Origin of the sequence: Actinoplanes sp. CA-051413, from assembly GCF_050955795.1 — a bacterium.
Lineage (GTDB): Bacteria > Actinomycetota > Actinomycetes > Mycobacteriales > Micromonosporaceae > Actinoplanes.
This window is the reverse complement of record NZ_CP192100.1, coordinates 1,305,844-1,321,474: the sequence shown is the minus strand read 5'-3', so window position 1 is coordinate 1,321,474 and position 15,631 is coordinate 1,305,844. Positions and strand designations below refer to the sequence as shown.

The following is a 15,631-nucleotide window of genomic DNA, read 5'->3' as shown; positions in this document are numbered from 1 at the left end:
CATGGCGAACCGCTGTGCAAGTTGCATGCCGGCTCGCGAATCAGTCCTCTATCCGACAGTGAACTCCTCCCATATTTCGAGCCGATGACCAGCTAGCGAACATCAACGGACAGTGATCAAGGCTCGTCGGCGGCTCGCGGAGCCGGTAACGTCCCCGGCTGTGATCGACCCGGCCGGCACCACAGCGCCGCCGCCCCGGCGGGCGGACCGCTGGCTGGCCCTGTTCGGCGTGCTGGCGTTGGTGTGCGGCGGCGTCTTCGCCTTCAGCGTGGCGCGCAGCCGGGTCACCGCCGGCCGGGTGCAGCAGGTCGAGCGGGCGATCCGCGCAACCCTCGACCGGCAGGGCGCCGCTCTGCTGCGCGGGGACCGAAGCGGGTGGCTGAGCGGCGTCGACCCGGCACTGTCCGGCGACCTGACCCGCCTGTACGCGAACCTGCGCGGGCTGCGCGTGTCGGGCTGGCTGCCCCGTACGCGCAACGTGCGGACGGGACCGCGGTGGACGGCGGACATCCAGATCCGGGTGTGCTTCTCGGCGCCGGCGTGCCCGCGGACGCCCGAGACGTACGTGCCGGCGGGTGACGTCATCTCGGCCCGTACCGAATGGCTGGTGACCGGTGACCGGGCCGTCCTGACGGCCTTCGACCAGACCGGGACGGACGGCTCGGTGCCGTGGAAACACGGGACGCTGAGCTTCGCCCCGGGCCGGCGGGTGGTGGTGGCGGCCGCGAAGGGTCTGACCGGTACGAACCCAGAGGCCTGGCTGGCGGCGGCGGAACGCGCGGCGCAGGTGGCGGACCGGTACGCCCTGACCCGGCCGGGCACATACGTGGTCTTCCTGGCGGACGAGAAGCACTGGCGCGAGTCACTGGGCGAGGACCGCGAGGCGGCGGCCTTCGTGGACCGGACCAGCGAGCAGACGGCCTTCGCGATCATCGACGCGACGGCGCTGGACGCGGACCCGACCGATGAACGTCTGCTCCGCCACGAGTTCGGCCACATCGCAACCCTGCTCGGCACCCTGGACAACCAGGACGAATGGGCCATCGAGGGCCTGGCCGAATACATCGCGTACGCGGGCGCGCCGGTGCAGTCGTACGAACTGGTGGCGGACGCGCGCCGGCATGTGGAGGAGTCGGGCTGGAACGGCCGGCTGGATCTGGAGTGGTCGACGGAACCGACGGAGAGGTTCGGCTACTACGCGATGGGCTTCCTGGCGATGCGCTGCCTGGCCGAAACGTACGGCGAACCGAAGATGCTGACGTTCTTCACGGAGGTGGCCCGCCGAGGCGAACCGCCGGCGGAGGCGGCCGAGGGGGCGCTGGGGATGCAGTGGGAGCAGGTGCAGAACGCCTGCCAGCCGAAGATCTTGTCGTGGCTCAGGCCCGACGCCGCCGAACCCCGACAACCAGCGCGATGACGGCACCGGTGAGCACGAGGATGCCGATCGCCAGGACGGGCAGGTCGTCGTCGTCACCCGTACCGGCGATGACAGCGGCCGATGTCGCCGGCGCCGGCCGCGAAGGCCGAGCAGCAGCCTTCAGCGCGGCGACCAGATTCAGCTCCCCGTTCCCGTAGGTGTCATCCCGCCCGGGCGCTCCCTTGTCCGTGGCCGTCGACTCGAGAACGGATACGACGTCGGCGGCTGACAGCTTCGGATACTTCGACCTGATCAGAGCAGCCGCGCCGGACACGATCGCCGTGGAAGCGCTGGTTCCCTCGACCACCCGGTACTCGCGGTCCAGCTTGCCGCCGATCACAGGGATGTCGACGCCCGGCGCCACCAGGTCCAGTTGCGGCCCCCGGTGCGAGAACTTCGTCGCCTCCCCTTTGCGTCCGCTGGCCCCGACCGCGAGAACCTCCGGATAGGCCGCGGGATAGTCGCCGTCGATGCCCTCTTCGCCGTCGTTGCCCGTGGCCGCCACCAGCACCACGTCGGATCTGGCAGCGGCGGCGACGGCTGCGGCCAGATCATCACCGCCCCCGACGGCGAAGGACATGTTGATCACTCTGGCGTCGTGGTCCACCGCCCACTCGATCGCTTTCGCTACGACGAGCGGGCCGCTCGCGGGCCTGACCGGCAGAACCCGGGCGCGCGGTGCGATGCCGAGCAGGCCACGACCGGTGCCGTGGCCTCGGGCGGCGATGATGCCCGCCATGGCCGTACCGTGTCCCAGCTCGTCCTGACGTCCGTCGCCGGAAGCCGTCACGTCGGAGCCGGGCAGCACGGCGCCCTTGAGGTCGGGCCGATCGGCCTGGACGCCCGTGTCGATGACGGCAACAGTGACGCCGGCCCCTTCGGAGACCTGGTGAGCAGCCGCGATGTCTAGCCGCTTCAGATACCACTGCGCGTTCCGGCGCTGGTCGGCCCGGGCCGGCGCGCCGCCGAGCACGGGCATCACCAGGGCCGCCGCGACAACCGTGGCGACGCCCCGAAGCATCACGGCCCGCTTCACCCGTGCCACCCGATGACTCCGGGGCCCGGATCGTGACGGTACGTCTTGCGGGACGGCTCGATGACCGGAGCGACGCCCTGCGAGGTCACCCATCGGCTGTCCACGTCCAAGGTGATCTCCGTATCCCGATCGTCGGCGTCCGGATGGTGACTTCCGCTCATCGGCAGGGCAGATGACCCCGCTGCACCCGTGCCGGCTCGCGGGGCCTGCCCTGATGCCGGTGGTAGCCAGGAGGGTGGCGTCGGCTTGACCGGTCCGGCCGGGCCGGTCGGACCCCGGCCGGGCACGCCGTTGCCGATGACCGCACCCGGCGGCAGTCCTCGCTGCGCTGCGCCGCCTAGCGGGGTGCCGGTGGGGCCCCGGCCTGCTCCACCACCGCCGAGCGGGGTGCCCGTCAGACCCCGGCCTGCCCCACCACCGCCGAGCGGGGTGCCGGTCAGGCCTTGGCTCGCTCCGCCACCGATGACGAGTCCCGGCAGCTGCGAACCCCCGGCTGCAGCGGTAGCCGGCGCCACCACGCTCGGCGCCGGATTGGCCGGCGCTGGAGTGATCGCCTCCGCCAGCGAGGGCCCGGCCGGGAGCGTGGTACCCGGCGCGGTAGGGCCGGCCGACTCCTGGCCAGGCACGGGAGGCGGTGGATCGTGCGGAACCGCGATGCTGTCCGCAGCGCCGGCCCCGACTGCCGGCCGGTCACCACCTGATTCGTCGTCCGGCCGGGTGCGGGTCTCGTCGGGCTGGAACTCGTAGATCGCCGGCGCGGTGATGGCGTTGCCCGGATGCGCCACCCACTCCTCGGCCTCGCGCATGTGCTGGCGGGCCTGCTCGTCGAGCTCTTCCTCGGCATGGTCCCACCAGCCGGGCACCCAGTCGTCACTCTTGTCGAGATAAGACTGGTAGAGCGGCGCGATCTTCTCCTTCGCCTGCCGCAACGCCTCAAGAATCTGGCCCAGCGCGCCGGCGTTGGAATCGGCGATGTCCTTGTTCGCCTGCATGGTGAACAGCAGCCCATCCATCTCGTCGACGAACGCACGGGCGGCCTTGTTCCGCTCCGGTGGCCAGGCGTCGATCAGCTTCTGCTTGGCGGCCTCGAGCCGCGAACGTTGATCCTTCAGCAGCCCGGCCATCGAACCCAGGGCGGCGACCTGCCGCCACGACTCGGGATCGTCCTCGCGCTCCACCATCGCCCAGATCCGCGGCGTGTTGTAGGACGACCAGGCTGTCACGCCACTCGGCCGGAAGGTCCCGTCGCTCATGGCGCTTCCACACCGGACCGCGCGGCCCGCGTCTGATCCGTCGCCGCGGTCAACATGTCTTTGATGTTGCTGATGCTCCGCTCCGACTGATCGTCAACGGCCCGGAAGTCCTGGGCCGCCTGTTCGGCAGCATCAGCGAGGATCCGCGCGGCCTCGACGAAGCGGGTCAGATTGGTCAGCGAGTGGGCCAGCGCCTCGGCGTAACTCTCCTTGGCCCGCAACACGGCCTCGCTGGCATTGGTGGTGCCGAAGGTGATGCCCGCGGAGAACGACTGCCGGGACCGCGCCACGTCGACCGGGTCGACTTTCTCGGCATAGAACCGCACGTCACCGGCGAACTCGACAAGGCCGCCCGTTTCCAGGTGTATCGAGCTGTCGCTCATCGCTGCCTCCCGTGTCGTCCCGGGCGCGGACCCCGCAGAGAAATATCGACACCGGCCGACGTCCGTCAGCCCGCGCTCACATCCCCCATCCGCCAGCAACACGTCCCCCGGACCCGAACCGGTTCACTTCTCCTGGTCCGGCGGACACGGACGGAACTGATCAGCTCGGTCACATGCCGTCCTGGATGTCCAGCAGTCTCTGCCGGCGGCTCTCGTCGATGGCCGCGTATGACTCCGCCGTCGCCCGAAGGCGCGCGCCCGTGTCCTCCAGCGCCTCCGCCGCCGCCCCGATGCCGTCGACCACCACGTCCTGCAGGGCACCCAGCATCACCGGGACCATCACGCACAACTTCCCGTACGCGTCGAAGCCCGGCCGGACTGCCGCCCCCGCCTCCGCTGCCGTCGTCACCCGGCCGGCGATCGCCTCCACGTGGCCGGCGTGGGTCACCAGTTCCTGCGGGCGTACCTCGAATTGGTCTGTCATCGCGTCAGCGAGGCAATCACGGCCTTGCCCGTCTCCGAGTCGGCGCCGACGGTCTCGTCGGTGATCACCGTCGCCTTCGCCGTCAGATCAGCCTGCGCCGCGGCCAGGGTCGCCACTATCTGCCGGGCTGTTTCCGTCGCCGGTTGCCGGCGGATACCCTCATCCAGCTCCAGGCCGGTCAGCGCCCCGCCGGCCCCGACGGTCACCGTGACCAGGCCGTCGTCGCTGCGGGCCGCGCCGCTGAGCTGGGCGAGCCGGGCGGCGAGCTCGCGGGCCTGCGCCGCCCGCTGCTCGAATCCGGCTTGCCAGTCGTCGACGCGGCGCTCGGCCGCGTCCAGGTCCGGTCCCTCGAACATGGATCCACCGTAGTGCCGGGGTGCGACAGAAAGGCGTTCTAGTCTCGGCCGGTGACCACGTCGTCGATCCAGGAGCTGACCGCCCGCGTCCGGGCCTTCGCGGACGAGCGGGACTGGCAGCAGTTCCACACTCCCAAGAACCTTGCCATGGCTTTGACCGGGGAGGTCGGCGAGCTGGTCGCCGAGTTCCAGTGGCTCACGGCCGATCAGTCCGCCGCCGTCATGGCGGATCCGGAGCTGGGTCCACGGGTACGGGCCGAGCTCGGCGACGTCACCATCTACCTCGTCCGGCTCGCCGACGTGCTGGGCATCGACCTGGTCGCCGCCGCCCTGGACAAGCTCGCCGATTCGGCCCGCCGCTACCCGGTCGACCAGGCCCGCGGCTCCGCAGCAAAGGCACGCGACGAAATCAGCTAAAGAGCCAGGCCGGCCAGGTGGGCCAGCATCGACTGGTTCGCCTCCCACCCGTCCGGGAACTTCACCGGTACGCCGAGATGGACCGGTTCCGTCGACGGGTGGGCGTCCAGCAGCTCCGCGATTCCCGCCCTAGCCACCACCACGCACGCATGCCGGTGCCGCGAGGTCAGCACGCACAGCCGCCCCGACTCCAGGTGGAACGCGGTCGCGTCGCGGCGGCCCGACAGCGGGTGCAGGACCACCGTCAGGTCGTACTCGCGACCTTGCAGCCGGTTGGCCGTGTCCACCGTGATCTCCCGTGCGTGGGCCGGCAGGAACGACCTGATCGCCGCCACCTGATCGCGGTGGGCCGCGCCGATCGCGATGCGGTCCGCCGTCAGCGGGGTCTCGCCGGTCTCCGACACGGCCAGCGCGCCGCGGGCCAGCGCCCGGGCCGCGATCAGGGCGCACGCTGCCGCTGCCTCGGCGTCCGTGCGGACCGTGAAGCGGGCCGGGAGTTCGTGCAGGCCCCAGCCGGTGGCCGCCGCCACGTCGAGGACCCGGTCCACGTCGGTCGACGCCGGTTCGGTGAACGTCAGCCGGCGGTCTTCGGGACCGGTGCCCGAGCGGAAGCCGGTGAACGGGTAGAACGCGGCCGCGACCACCGGCGCCGCCGAGGCCGGCAGGCGCCACGACACCGGCAGGCGATGGACCGGCAGCGTCGGGTTGTGGCGCAGCAGCACAGCCACCGCGCTCTGCATCGGGTCCCAGCTCAGGCCCGTCCAGCGGTCGACCTCCACCGTCGAGAACGGGTCGAGCTGGCCGGGGTCGCCGACGAACAGGGCGCGTTCGAAGCGGGGGGCCACGCGCAGCAGGGCGTCCGAGCGCATCTGGTACGCCTCGTCGACGATCGCCCAGGGCCAGGTGCCCTCGGTGACCGTGGCCCATTTCGCCGCCGTGCCGATCGTCACCGACGGGCCGCCCAGGTCCGGGACCTTCGCGCCGACGCGGCACGACGGGTGGTTGCGGACGCGTTCCGAGGCCGTGTAGTCCACCGCGGACAGCCGGCCCACCCCCAGCGCCGGGTGTTTCACGCCGAGGCGCTCGATCAGGTCGTCCACCTGTTCGTTGGTCTGCGCCACGATCATCAGGGAGGTGCCGGTCGCGGCGAGGACGCCGGCCGCGCGTACCACCAGGGTGCTCTTGCCCGCGCCGGGCGGTGAGTCGACCACCACGCCGCGCTGCTCGGAGGTCGCGAGGTCCCGCAGCACCGCGTCGACGACGTCGGCGGCCGCCGCGGCCGGGGAGTCCAGGGACATGGTCACCGAGGCACCGTATCCCGTGACGTCGCCACCCGGGATCTTCACCTGGGGTGAGGAAAAGCCTCCACATTGTCACCCGTCGGATATCTGACGCTACTTTGAGTGAATGACCGATGGGGTATACCGTCCGATCCTGCGGCCCCGGCGCGGTGAACTCGCCGCCCTGCACCACCTGGACGCCGCCACCGCCGGCCGGGTCATGCCGATCATCGAGCTCTCCCCCGGCGACCGCCTGCCCCAGCTCGTCCGGCAGATGCCACCCCGGACCGGCGCCATCGCCGTCGACCTGAGCGCGGTCGACGAGCCCGAGGACCCGCTCGATTCACCGCCGCTGGAGCTCGCCGAGGAACTGGCCGAGGTCGGTGTGGCCATGTTGCCGGTGCTGCGGGCGTACGACAGCCGTCGCCGGCTGGTGGAGCACGGCCTGGCCGCTCGCATGCACCTCGGGCGGGCCGTGCTGCGGCTGCAGCCGCACCGCGACGCGCGCAATCCGGCCACCGCGACCGAGACCACCGACCGGCTGCTCGCCGGGGCCGGCCTCGAGGCCGAGCGGGTCGACCTGGTCATCGACCTGGCCGAGACCGCCTGCGCGGCGCACGCGAACAGGTTCGAGGAGCGGGCCCGGCACGTCCTGCGCTGGTCGCGCTCGTCGCCGTGGCGCTCGGTCACCGTCGCCGCCGGCGCGATGCCGCCGAACCTGGACGACCTGCCCACCGACGAGGCCGTCCCGGTCGGGCGCCTGGACGCCCAGGTGTGGGCGCGGCTGTCGGCGCCCGGCGTGGGCTATGCCGACTACGGCGTGACCTCACCGGTACGGCGTCTGGGCATCAACCACCGCCAGCTGCCCACCCTGCGCTACACCGCCGACCGCGACTGGTGGATCTACCGGTGGGCCCGGCGCGGCGCCCGCAGCGACGACCGCTGCCACGACCTGTGCCGGACCCTGGTCGGCTCGGCCCAGTGGCCGGCCGCGGGCGCCCGCTTCTCGTGGGGTGACGCGCAGATCGCCCGGCAGGCCCGCAGTGCGCGCGGCGGCGGCAGCTCGGCCAACTGGATCGCCTGGAGCACGTCCCACCACATCGCCCACGTCCTGCGGGCCCTCCCCCAGGAGAGCGCCCAGACCTAGCCGAGGTGCCAGGTGGCGATGACGTCGATGGTCGGCCAGACGAAGACGATGTCGCCCTTGGTGTTGGGCACGTCGAAGACGATGGTCGTCTTGTAGGTGCGGCCCGCGACGAGCCGGCGGACGAACGCGCCGTAGTTCTTGTCGCAGTTGCTGCCGTACGCCGAATTCAGCCAGGTGCCGTCGCGCTGCTGGAAGCGGAACGCGTAGTCGGTCACGTCCGGCTCGCCGGCCAGCACCTTCACCCGCAGCTCGGTGGGCAGGTAGCCGCCGTTCTCCGGCTTGCGGGCGAACGAGTCGCAGCCGGTCCTGCGGAACTTGCCGGTGCGCACGGTGACCTCGAACCGCACCCCGCGCTCGCCCTCGACGACGAACTTCTCGCCGTTGGCCAGCCGCTGCGGCCCGATGCGTTCCAGCAGTGGCCCGGACGGCTCGATCAGCCCGGGCGCGGTCACCCGCCCGGAGGCGCGCGGGGCCGGCGACGCCGCGTTGAGCTCGGTCGCGGCCCGGTCGTAGATGCCGGCCGCCAGGTAGACCACGGCGGCGGTGCCCGCGAGCAGCAGGACCAGACCGACCGCGAAGTAGGCGGTGACGAGCCGGCGGGAGAGCGTCCCGCGGGTGCGCGGGCGCCCGATCACGACCGGCTTCATCCGCGCCGGCACGGTGTCGTCGGCCGGTGGGGGCGGCTGCTCGACCGGCGACATCTCCGCAGGCGCGGGCTCGGCGTGCGGCTCCTTCGTCACGGCGGTGGATCTCCTCGAACGGTGGTGAGTGGTGCGAGCGCAGCATAGAGGCCGTCGTTGGCTGCCGCAGTCCCGGCTTTCTTCGTACACTTGTGCCAATGCTGCTCGATGCCGCTCTCGCGTACGCCCGGCACGGGATTCCCGTCCTGCCGGTGCACTCGCCTGCGGCCGACGGCTCCTGCTCCTGCGAGCGGCCCGGTTGCGAGCGGCCCGGCAAGCATCCGCGGCTGCGTCACGGCCTGACCGACGCCAGCGTCGACCCGCGCCGGATCGAGATGTGGTGGGCGCGCTGGCCGGCGGCGAACATAGGTTTGCGCACCGGCATCGTGATGGACGTCGCCGACGTCGACTCCCCGGGCGGCTGGCACGGCCTGCGCCACCTGCTCGGCGACGCGATGCCGGTGGGTCCCCAGGTCCGCACGGGCGGCGGCGGCTGGCACTTCTGGTTCCGCCCGCTGGGGTACGGCAACCGCGTCAACCTGCTGCCGGGCGTCGACTGGCGCGGCGCGGGCGGGTACGTGGTCGCACCCCCGTCCCGGCACGCCGACCGCACCACCTACTACTGGACAACGGGCCCGGGCGCGGAACCACCCGAGGCCCCGCCCGCCCTGCGTGAGCTCATCGCCGGCCCGGAGCCACCGTCCCGGCGCAGTGGCACCGGCCCGGAGCGGATCGCCCACCCGGATCGTTACGCGTCCGTGGCCCTGGCCGCCGAGGCCGACCGGGTGGCCCGCGCGCCGGTGGGCACCCGTAACGACACCCTCAACCGGGCCGCGTTCGCGCTGGGCCGGCTGGTCGGGGCGGGTCTGCTGGAGCCCGCGCTGGTGACCGAGGAGCTGTCGGCGGCGGCCCGCTGGGCCGGGCTCGGCCGGACGGAGACGATCCGCACGATCCGCTCGGGTCTGACCGCCGGCCGGCGTCAGCCGCTCGACCCGGGACGGCGCAACGTGGCGTGATCAGGCGGCGACAGCGCCACCCTGGTAACCCGGCCGGTGCCGGGTAACCTGGCTTGTCGGGCCACCGCCGGGGGGCGACGGTTGGAGGGCGCATGGCCGAGGACGTCGAGGCTGCCGCGGCACACGCGGGCAGTCTGGCCGATCCCGCGCGCCTGCGTTCGTTGCAGCGCGTCTGTGTCGGTGCCGAGCCGGACGAGGCCTTCGACCGCTTCGCGAGCCTGGTCAAGCGGCTGCTCGACGTGCCGGTGGCGCTGGTCTCGCTGGTCGACGACCAGCGCCAGTTCTTTCCCGGCCAGGTCGGTCTGGCCGAGCCGTGGCTCACCAAGCGGGAGACCCCGCTGTCCCACTCGTTCTGCCAGCACGTGGTCATCGAGGGCGAGGCCAAGGTGTTCCCGGACGCGCGGATCTACGCGCAGGTCCGCGACAACCTGGCCATCCCCGAGCTGGGCGTGGTGGCTTACGCGGGCATGCCGCTGACCGACGCGGACGGCCGCACCCTGGGCTCGCTCTGCGCGATCGACACCAAGCCGCGGGCCTGGACCAAGGCGGAGCTGGCGACCCTGCGCGACCTGTCCGAGGCCTGCTCCTCGGAGTTGCGGCTGCGCATCTCCCGGGAGCTCGCCGAGGAGGCCCGCCGGCACGCCGAGAACGCGCACGACCAGCTCGCGATGCTGGCCGAGCTGACCGAGACCCTGGCCGCGACCACCGATATCGACGAGGCGCTGGGCTCGCTGGGCCGGGCGCTGACCCCGCGGCTGGCCGACTGGTGCCTGATCTCGCTGATCGGCCCGGACGGCATGCCCCGGCAGGTCTCCACTGCTCACCGCGACCCGGAGCGCGCCGAAGACGTGGCCCGCTTCGCCGAGCTGATGGCCACCGGTCTCAACGCCAAGTCCATCGTGCTCGCGGTCCAGGGCACCGGCCGGCCGATCCGCCGCGACGGCGAGAGCGCGGCGAACATCCTGGAACGCACCATCGACACCGAGCTGGCGACCATCGCGGAGCGGCTGGGCTACGCGTCGTTCCTGGTCGTGCCGATCACCGCGCCGGTGAGCCACCGGGTCCTGGGCACGATCACGCTGGTCAACGGGCTGTCCCGGCCGGCGTTCAGCGACGCCGACGAGCGCACCGGGACGGACATCGGCCGCCGGGCCGGGCTGGCCATCGACAACAGCCGGCTCTACCGCCAGCAGCGGCACGTCGCCGAGGTGCTGCAGCAGAGCATGCTCACTGAGCTGCCCACGATCGACGGCATCGAGCTGCACGCCCGCTACCTGCCGGCCCAGGACGGCGCGGCGGTCGGCGGCGACTGGTACGACGCGTTCGCCCAGCCGGACGGCTCGGTGATGCTGGCGGTCGGTGACGTCTCCGGCCACGACATCGAGGCCGCCGCGACCATGGGTCAGCTGCGCAATCTGGTCCGCGGGGACGCGTTCGGCCGCGACGACGAGGCGGGCCCGCTGCTCAGCCAGCTCGACAAGGCGCTGCGCGGGCTGCGGGTCCCGGCCGCCGCCACCGTCGTGCTGGCCCGGCTGCGCCGCGAGGCCGACCGGTACACGCTGTCGTACTCCAACGCGGGTCACCCGCCGCCGCTGCTGCTACTCCCGGACGGCACGGTCGAGACCTGGTGGACGACACCGGAGCCGCTGCTGGGGCTGGTCTCCCGCAACGACCGCGCCACCCACGTCCGCACGGTTCCGCCCGGCTCCACGCTGGTGCTATATACAGACGGGCTGGTGGAGACGCCGGGCCGGCTGCTCGACGACGGCATCGCCCTGGTCGAGCAGGCGCTGCGGGACAACCCGGGCCGGCCCGGGGACGAGCTGTGCGAGCGGCTCATCGAGGCGGCGAGCCGCCGCGCCGACGACATCGCCCTACTGCTGATCCGCCTGCTCTGAGCCGGCTTCGGGCGGCTCATAAGCGACGGGCGGGCCGCCGTGGGTCCAGGGGGTCTGATCCGGCTCCGGGAAGGCGCCGCCCGGCCGGTACGCCTCGCTCAGCGTCGTCAGCAGCAACCGCTCGCCCACCTCGGGCACGCTGCCGGGCTCGGCCACCAGCTTGCGACCCATGCCGCCGGAGAGCTCCAGCAGCACCTCTGTCTTCTCGTCGACCGCCGTCACCGAGATCACCAGCGCCTTCTGGCCGGGCCGCTGCGGCGAGGACAGGGTGGCGCCCGGCTCGACCCGGACCGTCTCGGTGGTCACCACCATGATCCGCGGGCGCAGCACCGGGCGCTTGCCGCTGTCGTCGATCCGGTCCGCCTTGGCCAGGGTCACGTCGCCGACGAACGCCGCGCCGGTGAGCCGGTACTCGGCCATCACCAGCGGGTCGTCGAAGGCGCGCTGGACGGCGTACCGGGTGGCCGCGTTCTCCAGGCGGTGCAGGCGGGCCGCGGCGGCCACCGCGCCGTCGCGGCGGGGCTGCGGCGGGCCACCCTCGGCGAGGTGCTGCACGAAGCCGGAGTAGGTGTCGCGGTCGCTGTCCCACCGGCCGGCCACCCGGGCGCCGGGCGGCAGTTCACGCAGCAGGTCGAGGGTGCGCCACATCAGCTCCCAGGTCGGCCGCAACTGTGCGCGCAGCACCTCGGTGAGGGCCGCGACGTCCGGGTCGGCCGTGGACAGCAGCGGCGCCAGCACGTGGTTGTCGAAGGCCGGGTCGGTGGCCGGTCCGGCGGGCGGGCACAGCTCCGGGTTCTCGGCCGCCCGCGCGGCCTCGGCGCCGGTGCGCCCCGGCGGCGGGGAGATCCAGCCGAGCAGGGCGGCGAGCTGGGCGTCCTCCGCGCTGCTCTGCCCGCTCGCCCAGTGCAGACCGAGAGCCTGTACGGCGTTGAGCAGCAGCGACGACCCGGCCACCTCGGCGGCGTTGGCGAAGAACGTGAGCCAGCGCCCGAGCAGCGGGACCGACGGCGGCACCGCGTACTCCCCCTCGGTGCTGCGGAAGCGGGTGGACCGGCCGAACAGGCGCAGGAAGTCGACGCCGCCAGTGTTCGGCACCCAGAGCTGTGGCGCGTCGGTGAACCTGTGCCGCACGTCGCGGCCCCGGTCCACCGCCACCGCCTCGGTCTCGGAGGTGAAGCTGTCCACGTAGGGCACGAGGACCTCGGCCAGCTCGGCGGCGAAGGCGAAGCGGTCGCTGCGGTTGCGGGGCTGCGCGACGACCAGCAGCCGGGGCGCCGAGCGGTCGGTGCCGGCCATCGCGGCCAGCGGGGCGTTCGCCTCACCGGCCATCGCGAGGGGGATCAGCACCAGCGGCCGGGAGTGGACGTGCAGGTGGCGGACGGTGGCGACGGGCTGGGCCCGGCCCTCGATCAGCGCCTGCGCGCGGGCGAGGGCGGTGAGCGTACTCATAGGATCTCGGCCCGCAGGCGGGCAGCGGCCTGGAGCAGCGCCGCGGCCTCGGCCTGCTCCTCGGTGGGCGTGGCAGTGCCCGCGGCCAGCGCGAGGGCCTCGGCCACCGTGTCGACCCCGCCGAGCGCGTCGCGGACCGGGCGGCCCAGCGCCGCCGTGCTGCCGGCCGCCTCGTGCCGGCAGTAGACCGCCAGCTCGCAGGTCGAGAGGCATTCGGGGGCGTAACGGGCCTCGACGTGACCCAGCGCGGTGATCAGGTCGGCGGGCGCGAGCGCGACGTCGAAGCTGACGGACTCCGGCAGCTCGGCGGCCAGCGACGACACCGAGGCCAGCCGGGTCAGCTGGCGCCTGAGGGTGGAGAGCTGCTTGCGCACGTCGAGGACCACCGCGACCGGCTGGAGCGAGAAGTTCTCGGTGCAGACCAGCACGACGTCGTGGCTGACCAGGGCCGGATCGTGGCCGAGCTCCTCCAGCAGCCGGCGCAGGGCGAGCACGTAGACCGCCGCCTGCACGGCCGCGGCGGAGACCTTGGGGCTGTCGGCCTGCCCGTCCACGATCGCGAACGACTTGATCTCGACCACGTGCAGGCGCCCCCCGGCCTGGAACGCGATCAGGTCCGGCTCGAGGAAGACCCGCTGACCGGCGACGTCGAGGGTGAGCAGCGGGTGGTCGATGAGGGCGGCACCGGCCGACTCGGCGAGCAGCTCGCGGGTGCGCCCGTGCCGGGCCGTGAGCGTGTCGTCGGCGTCCTCACCCAGGTCGTCGTACGCCCCGGAGGCGTCCAGCCCCAGGCACCCGGCCAGCACCTCCCGCAGCAGGGCGCAGTCGTCGGCCTTGAGCATCGCCTCGAAGCCGTTGCCCCGGGCCAGCGCGAACCGTGACTGCCCGAAGCTGCCGGGGAAGCCGATCCGCTGGGCCAGCTGGGGCTTGTCGACCCCGGCGGCGTCCAGCACGGCCCGGCGGGTGCAGCCGGGATTGCCGGTCAGCGCGGCGATCGTCCGGGCGTTGTGCCGCTTCGGCGGGGTGGCTCCGCGCAACCGGTCGAGTCCCGCGGTCACGCGCGGCCCCGCTGCTGCGGCATCCGCGGCAGGCCGAAGAACCGCTGCTGCTCGTCGAGGCCTTCCCAGCGCTGCACGGTCTCGGCCGGCAGCGGCGCGACCGGGACGGCGGCGAGCGCTGAGCGGGCCGCGTCGGCCAGGGCGGCGGGATCCTGCACCGCCCACGCCTCCGGGCCGCCGGGGACCTCGTCGGCGAGGCGGCGCAGCAGGGCGGCGGCGGCCGCTCCGGCGACCTCACGCATGGCGATGAATTCGGCGATCCGGACGATCGCCGCGAACAGGTCGGCCGGCGGGGCCGCGACCCGGCCCTCGACCGGCCAGGCGGAGAGCGTGAGCAGGCCGCGGGCGGCGGTCAGGTCCGGCTGCAGGGCAGGGCAGATGCGGTACGCGGACGAGTCACCGGCCGGGCGTACGCGTTCCTCGTCGCGCAGCAGCGCCACCAGCGCCGTCACGGTCAGGTCGCCGTCGAACAGCGCGCCGTGCACGTCGACGACGAGCCGGGACGAGGCCGGGGCGCCGATCAGCAGCAGGGCCCGGCGGGCCTGCTCGCGGGTGCTCGGCAGCGTGCTCAAGCGGGTCATGGCGGCCGCTTCCGTCGGGGGGCTGGCGGATCGACTCTAGATCTTCGTACAGCGCCCCGGCAATGTGCGGACGACTCACCACGTTTCACCCACGGGAGGTGAATAAGCCGCGCGTATCGGACAGTGCCCCGGTGGCGCGCTACGTTCGGGGTATGCCGAAGGCCATCTGGAACGACGAGATCATCGCTGAGAGCGACGACACCGTGGTAGTCGAGGGCGTCTACTACTTCCCGCGCTCCTCGGTGCGCGAGGACGTGCTGCGCCCCTCGGACACGCACACCGTCTGCCCCTGGAAGGGCAAGGCGTCGTACTACACGCTCGAGTCAGGTGAGCACGTCACGCAGGACGCGGTCTGGTTCTACCCGGAGCCCAAGCCCGACGCCAAGGCCGTACGGGACCGGGTCGCCTTCTGGAAGGGCGTCAAGGTCGAGGCCTGAGGATCACCCGACGGCGCGGGCTCCCCAAGGGTCCGCGCCAACCAGCCGATCCGGGGCTAGCCGATCCGGGGGTGCGCGTCCTCGATCGCGGTGACCTCCAGATAGTCCAGCATGTCGCGCTGCTCGGCCTCGCCGAGGGCGTAGAACGCCTCGTAGGCCGAGGACCGCGAGTGCGGCGTCTCCGCCGCCAGCAGCGCGATGATGGCCGACCAGGCCAGCGAGACCCGGTCGAAGAGCCGCGCGGTCCGCAACGAGGTCAGCCGGCTCAGCATCGCCACCTTGGTCGCCGCGTCGTCGTCGACCGCGATCCGGTCCGAGAGCTCGAAGAGCGCCTTGCCCCGGTACGGGTGCTCCGCCTCGACCAGCCGGGCCAGCTCGGCGTTGTCCATCCGGTCGACGGGCGGCGCGGGTCCACGGCGCGGCAGCTGCGGCCGGGAGTCCTCAGCGGGCACGGCTGTCCCGTCCGCTCTCGAAACCCACGCCCGGCACCTGGTGCGGCAGGGTGGGCCGGCTGGAGAAGGTGGGGAACGGCGGGGCCGGCATCACCGGGGCGTCCGGCTGCTCGGGACTGCCCTCGGCGTCTGCGGCCTCCTCGACCGCGGCGTCGATCTGATCGTGCACCTCGTCCTCCGAGCTCGTCGCACCCTCCACGTTCCGTCCCAGCACAGTTTGTCCTCCGTTGCCGACTTTTGCTGTGTTGGCGTCCTATGAGATCACGCCGCGTCAACCCCGGCGAGCG

18 protein-coding genes are annotated in these 15,631 nt (G+C 72.8%); 6 read left to right on the top strand and 12 right to left on the bottom strand.

The window, feature by feature from the left end; translation table 11 throughout:
• Positions 1-160 precede the first annotated feature (160 nt).
• Positions 161-1,417 (top strand): hypothetical protein, encoded by a 1,257-nt coding sequence (locus ACQP2Y_RS06300; RefSeq protein WP_433725417.1) that lies wholly within the window; start codon positions 161-163, stop codon positions 1,415-1,417.
• Here ACQP2Y_RS06300 and ACQP2Y_RS06295 read toward each other — a convergent pair.
• From ACQP2Y_RS06295 to ACQP2Y_RS06275, 5 genes are all read right to left on the bottom strand, one after another.
• Entirely contained in the window at positions 1,377-2,453 is a 1,077-nt protein-coding gene (locus ACQP2Y_RS06295) for a S8 family serine peptidase (RefSeq protein ID WP_433725415.1), read from the bottom strand. The two genes, ACQP2Y_RS06300 and ACQP2Y_RS06295, sit on opposite strands and share 41 nt — an antisense overlap.
• Positions 2,450-3,706 (bottom strand): hypothetical protein, encoded by a 1,257-nt coding sequence (locus ACQP2Y_RS06290; protein ID WP_433725413.1) that lies wholly within the window; start codon positions 3,704-3,706, stop codon positions 2,450-2,452. The genes ACQP2Y_RS06295 and ACQP2Y_RS06290 overlap by 4 nt, the downstream gene beginning before the upstream one ends.
• The gene (locus ACQP2Y_RS06285; RefSeq protein ID WP_433725411.1) at positions 3,703-4,089 is read right to left on the bottom strand and encodes a hypothetical protein; all 387 of its coding nucleotides are present in this window, start codon (positions 4,087-4,089) and stop codon (positions 3,703-3,705) included. The genes ACQP2Y_RS06290 and ACQP2Y_RS06285 overlap by 4 nt, the downstream gene beginning before the upstream one ends.
• Before the next feature lie 169 nt (positions 4,090-4,258).
• Complete coding sequence (locus ACQP2Y_RS06280) at positions 4,259-4,573, bottom strand: type VII secretion target (RefSeq protein ID WP_433725409.1); 315 nt, start codon at positions 4,571-4,573, stop codon at positions 4,259-4,261.
• A complete protein-coding gene (locus ACQP2Y_RS06275; RefSeq protein WP_433725407.1) occupies positions 4,570-4,929 on the bottom strand; it encodes a YbaB/EbfC family nucleoid-associated protein in 360 nt (119 codons plus the stop codon). The genes ACQP2Y_RS06280 and ACQP2Y_RS06275 overlap by 4 nt, the downstream gene beginning before the upstream one ends.
• 51 nt (positions 4,930-4,980) lie before the next feature.
• Here ACQP2Y_RS06275 and ACQP2Y_RS06270 point away from each other — a divergent pair, with 51 nt between their 5' ends.
• Positions 4,981-5,346, top strand: a complete 366-nt coding sequence (locus ACQP2Y_RS06270; RefSeq protein ID WP_433725405.1) for a nucleotide pyrophosphohydrolase — start codon at positions 4,981-4,983, stop codon at positions 5,344-5,346.
• On the opposite strand, the gene ACQP2Y_RS06265 is transcribed toward ACQP2Y_RS06270, so the two are convergent.
• Entirely contained in the window at positions 5,343-6,644 is a 1,302-nt protein-coding gene (locus ACQP2Y_RS06265; protein WP_433731782.1) for an AAA family ATPase, read from the bottom strand. The two genes, ACQP2Y_RS06270 and ACQP2Y_RS06265, sit on opposite strands and share 4 nt — an antisense overlap.
• A 109-nt stretch (positions 6,645-6,753) precedes the next feature.
• Between ACQP2Y_RS06265 and ACQP2Y_RS06260 the strand changes: the two genes are divergently transcribed.
• The gene (locus tag ACQP2Y_RS06260; protein ID WP_433725403.1) at positions 6,754-7,773 is read left to right on the top strand and encodes a beta family protein; all 1,020 of its coding nucleotides are present in this window, start codon (positions 6,754-6,756) and stop codon (positions 7,771-7,773) included.
• Here ACQP2Y_RS06260 and ACQP2Y_RS06255 read toward each other — a convergent pair.
• Positions 7,770-8,513, bottom strand: a complete 744-nt coding sequence (locus tag ACQP2Y_RS06255) for a hypothetical protein (protein ID WP_433725401.1) — start codon at positions 8,511-8,513, stop codon at positions 7,770-7,772. The genes ACQP2Y_RS06260 and ACQP2Y_RS06255 overlap by 4 nt on opposite strands.
• A gap of 98 nt (positions 8,514-8,611) precedes the next feature.
• On the opposite strand from ACQP2Y_RS06255, the gene ACQP2Y_RS06250 reads away from it, so the two are divergent.
• Both ACQP2Y_RS06250 and ACQP2Y_RS06245 read left to right on the top strand, forming a co-directional pair.
• Positions 8,612-9,469 carry a bifunctional DNA primase/polymerase gene (locus ACQP2Y_RS06250; RefSeq protein ID WP_433725399.1) on the top strand — a complete coding sequence of 286 codons (858 nt, stop codon included), beginning with the start codon at positions 8,612-8,614 and terminating at the stop codon, positions 9,467-9,469.
• Between the two features lie 92 nt (positions 9,470-9,561).
• Positions 9,562-11,367, top strand: a complete 1,806-nt coding sequence (locus ACQP2Y_RS06245) for a SpoIIE family protein phosphatase (RefSeq protein ID WP_433725397.1) — start codon at positions 9,562-9,564, stop codon at positions 11,365-11,367.
• On the opposite strand, the gene ACQP2Y_RS06240 is transcribed toward ACQP2Y_RS06245, so the two are convergent.
• From ACQP2Y_RS06240 to ACQP2Y_RS06230, 3 genes are read right to left on the bottom strand one after another with little or no spacing between them, the layout of a single operon-like run.
• Positions 11,344-12,816 (bottom strand): hypothetical protein, encoded by a 1,473-nt coding sequence (locus ACQP2Y_RS06240; RefSeq protein WP_433725395.1) that lies wholly within the window; start codon positions 12,814-12,816, stop codon positions 11,344-11,346. The genes ACQP2Y_RS06245 and ACQP2Y_RS06240 overlap by 24 nt on opposite strands.
• Positions 12,813-13,874, bottom strand: a complete 1,062-nt coding sequence (locus ACQP2Y_RS06235; protein ID WP_433725393.1) for a hypothetical protein — start codon at positions 13,872-13,874, stop codon at positions 12,813-12,815. The genes ACQP2Y_RS06240 and ACQP2Y_RS06235 overlap by 4 nt, the downstream gene beginning before the upstream one ends.
• Entirely contained in the window at positions 13,871-14,455 is a 585-nt protein-coding gene (locus ACQP2Y_RS06230) for a hypothetical protein (protein ID WP_433725391.1), read from the bottom strand. The genes ACQP2Y_RS06235 and ACQP2Y_RS06230 overlap by 4 nt, the downstream gene beginning before the upstream one ends.
• 152 nt (positions 14,456-14,607) lie before the next feature.
• Here ACQP2Y_RS06230 and ACQP2Y_RS06225 point away from each other — a divergent pair, with 152 nt between their 5' ends.
• Complete coding sequence (locus tag ACQP2Y_RS06225; protein WP_360555289.1) at positions 14,608-14,892, top strand: DUF427 domain-containing protein; 285 nt, start codon at positions 14,608-14,610, stop codon at positions 14,890-14,892.
• A 56-nt stretch (positions 14,893-14,948) separates the two neighbouring features.
• Here ACQP2Y_RS06225 and ACQP2Y_RS06220 read toward each other — a convergent pair whose 3' ends face one another.
• Entirely contained in the window at positions 14,949-15,344 is a 396-nt protein-coding gene (locus tag ACQP2Y_RS06220) for a hypothetical protein (RefSeq protein WP_360831411.1), read from the bottom strand.
• Complete coding sequence (locus ACQP2Y_RS06215; protein ID WP_360831408.1) at positions 15,334-15,558, bottom strand: hypothetical protein; 225 nt, start codon at positions 15,556-15,558, stop codon at positions 15,334-15,336. The genes ACQP2Y_RS06220 and ACQP2Y_RS06215 overlap by 11 nt, the downstream gene beginning before the upstream one ends.
• Positions 15,559-15,631: the final 73 nt, after the last annotated feature.

Coding starts and splice junctions, on each gene's coding strand:
- ACQP2Y_RS06290 (WP_433725413.1), bottom strand. CDS start 3,706: ATGAGCGACGGGACCTTCCGGCCGAGTGGCGTGACAGCCTGGTCGTCC.
- ACQP2Y_RS06285 (WP_433725411.1), bottom strand. CDS start 4,089: ATGAGCGACAGCTCGATACACCTGGAAACGGGCGGCCTTGTCGAGTTC.
- ACQP2Y_RS06280 (WP_433725409.1), bottom strand. CDS start 4,573: ATGACAGACCAATTCGAGGTACGCCCGCAGGAACTGGTGACCCACGCC.
- ACQP2Y_RS06275 (WP_433725407.1), bottom strand. CDS start 4,929: ATGTTCGAGGGACCGGACCTGGACGCGGCCGAGCGCCGCGTCGACGAC.
- ACQP2Y_RS06265 (WP_433731782.1), bottom strand. CDS start 6,644: ATGTCCCTGGACTCCCCGGCCGCGGCGGCCGCCGACGTCGTCGACGCG.
- ACQP2Y_RS06260 (WP_433725403.1), top strand. CDS start 6,754: ATGACCGATGGGGTATACCGTCCGATCCTGCGGCCCCGGCGCGGTGAA.
- ACQP2Y_RS06250 (WP_433725399.1), top strand. CDS start 8,612: ATGCTGCTCGATGCCGCTCTCGCGTACGCCCGGCACGGGATTCCCGTC.
- ACQP2Y_RS06245 (WP_433725397.1), top strand. CDS start 9,562: ATGGCCGAGGACGTCGAGGCTGCCGCGGCACACGCGGGCAGTCTGGCC.
- ACQP2Y_RS06240 (WP_433725395.1), bottom strand. CDS start 12,816: ATGAGTACGCTCACCGCCCTCGCCCGCGCGCAGGCGCTGATCGAGGGC.
- ACQP2Y_RS06230 (WP_433725391.1), bottom strand. CDS start 14,455: ATGACCCGCTTGAGCACGCTGCCGAGCACCCGCGAGCAGGCCCGCCGG.
- ACQP2Y_RS06225 (WP_360555289.1), top strand. CDS start 14,608: ATGCCGAAGGCCATCTGGAACGACGAGATCATCGCTGAGAGCGACGAC.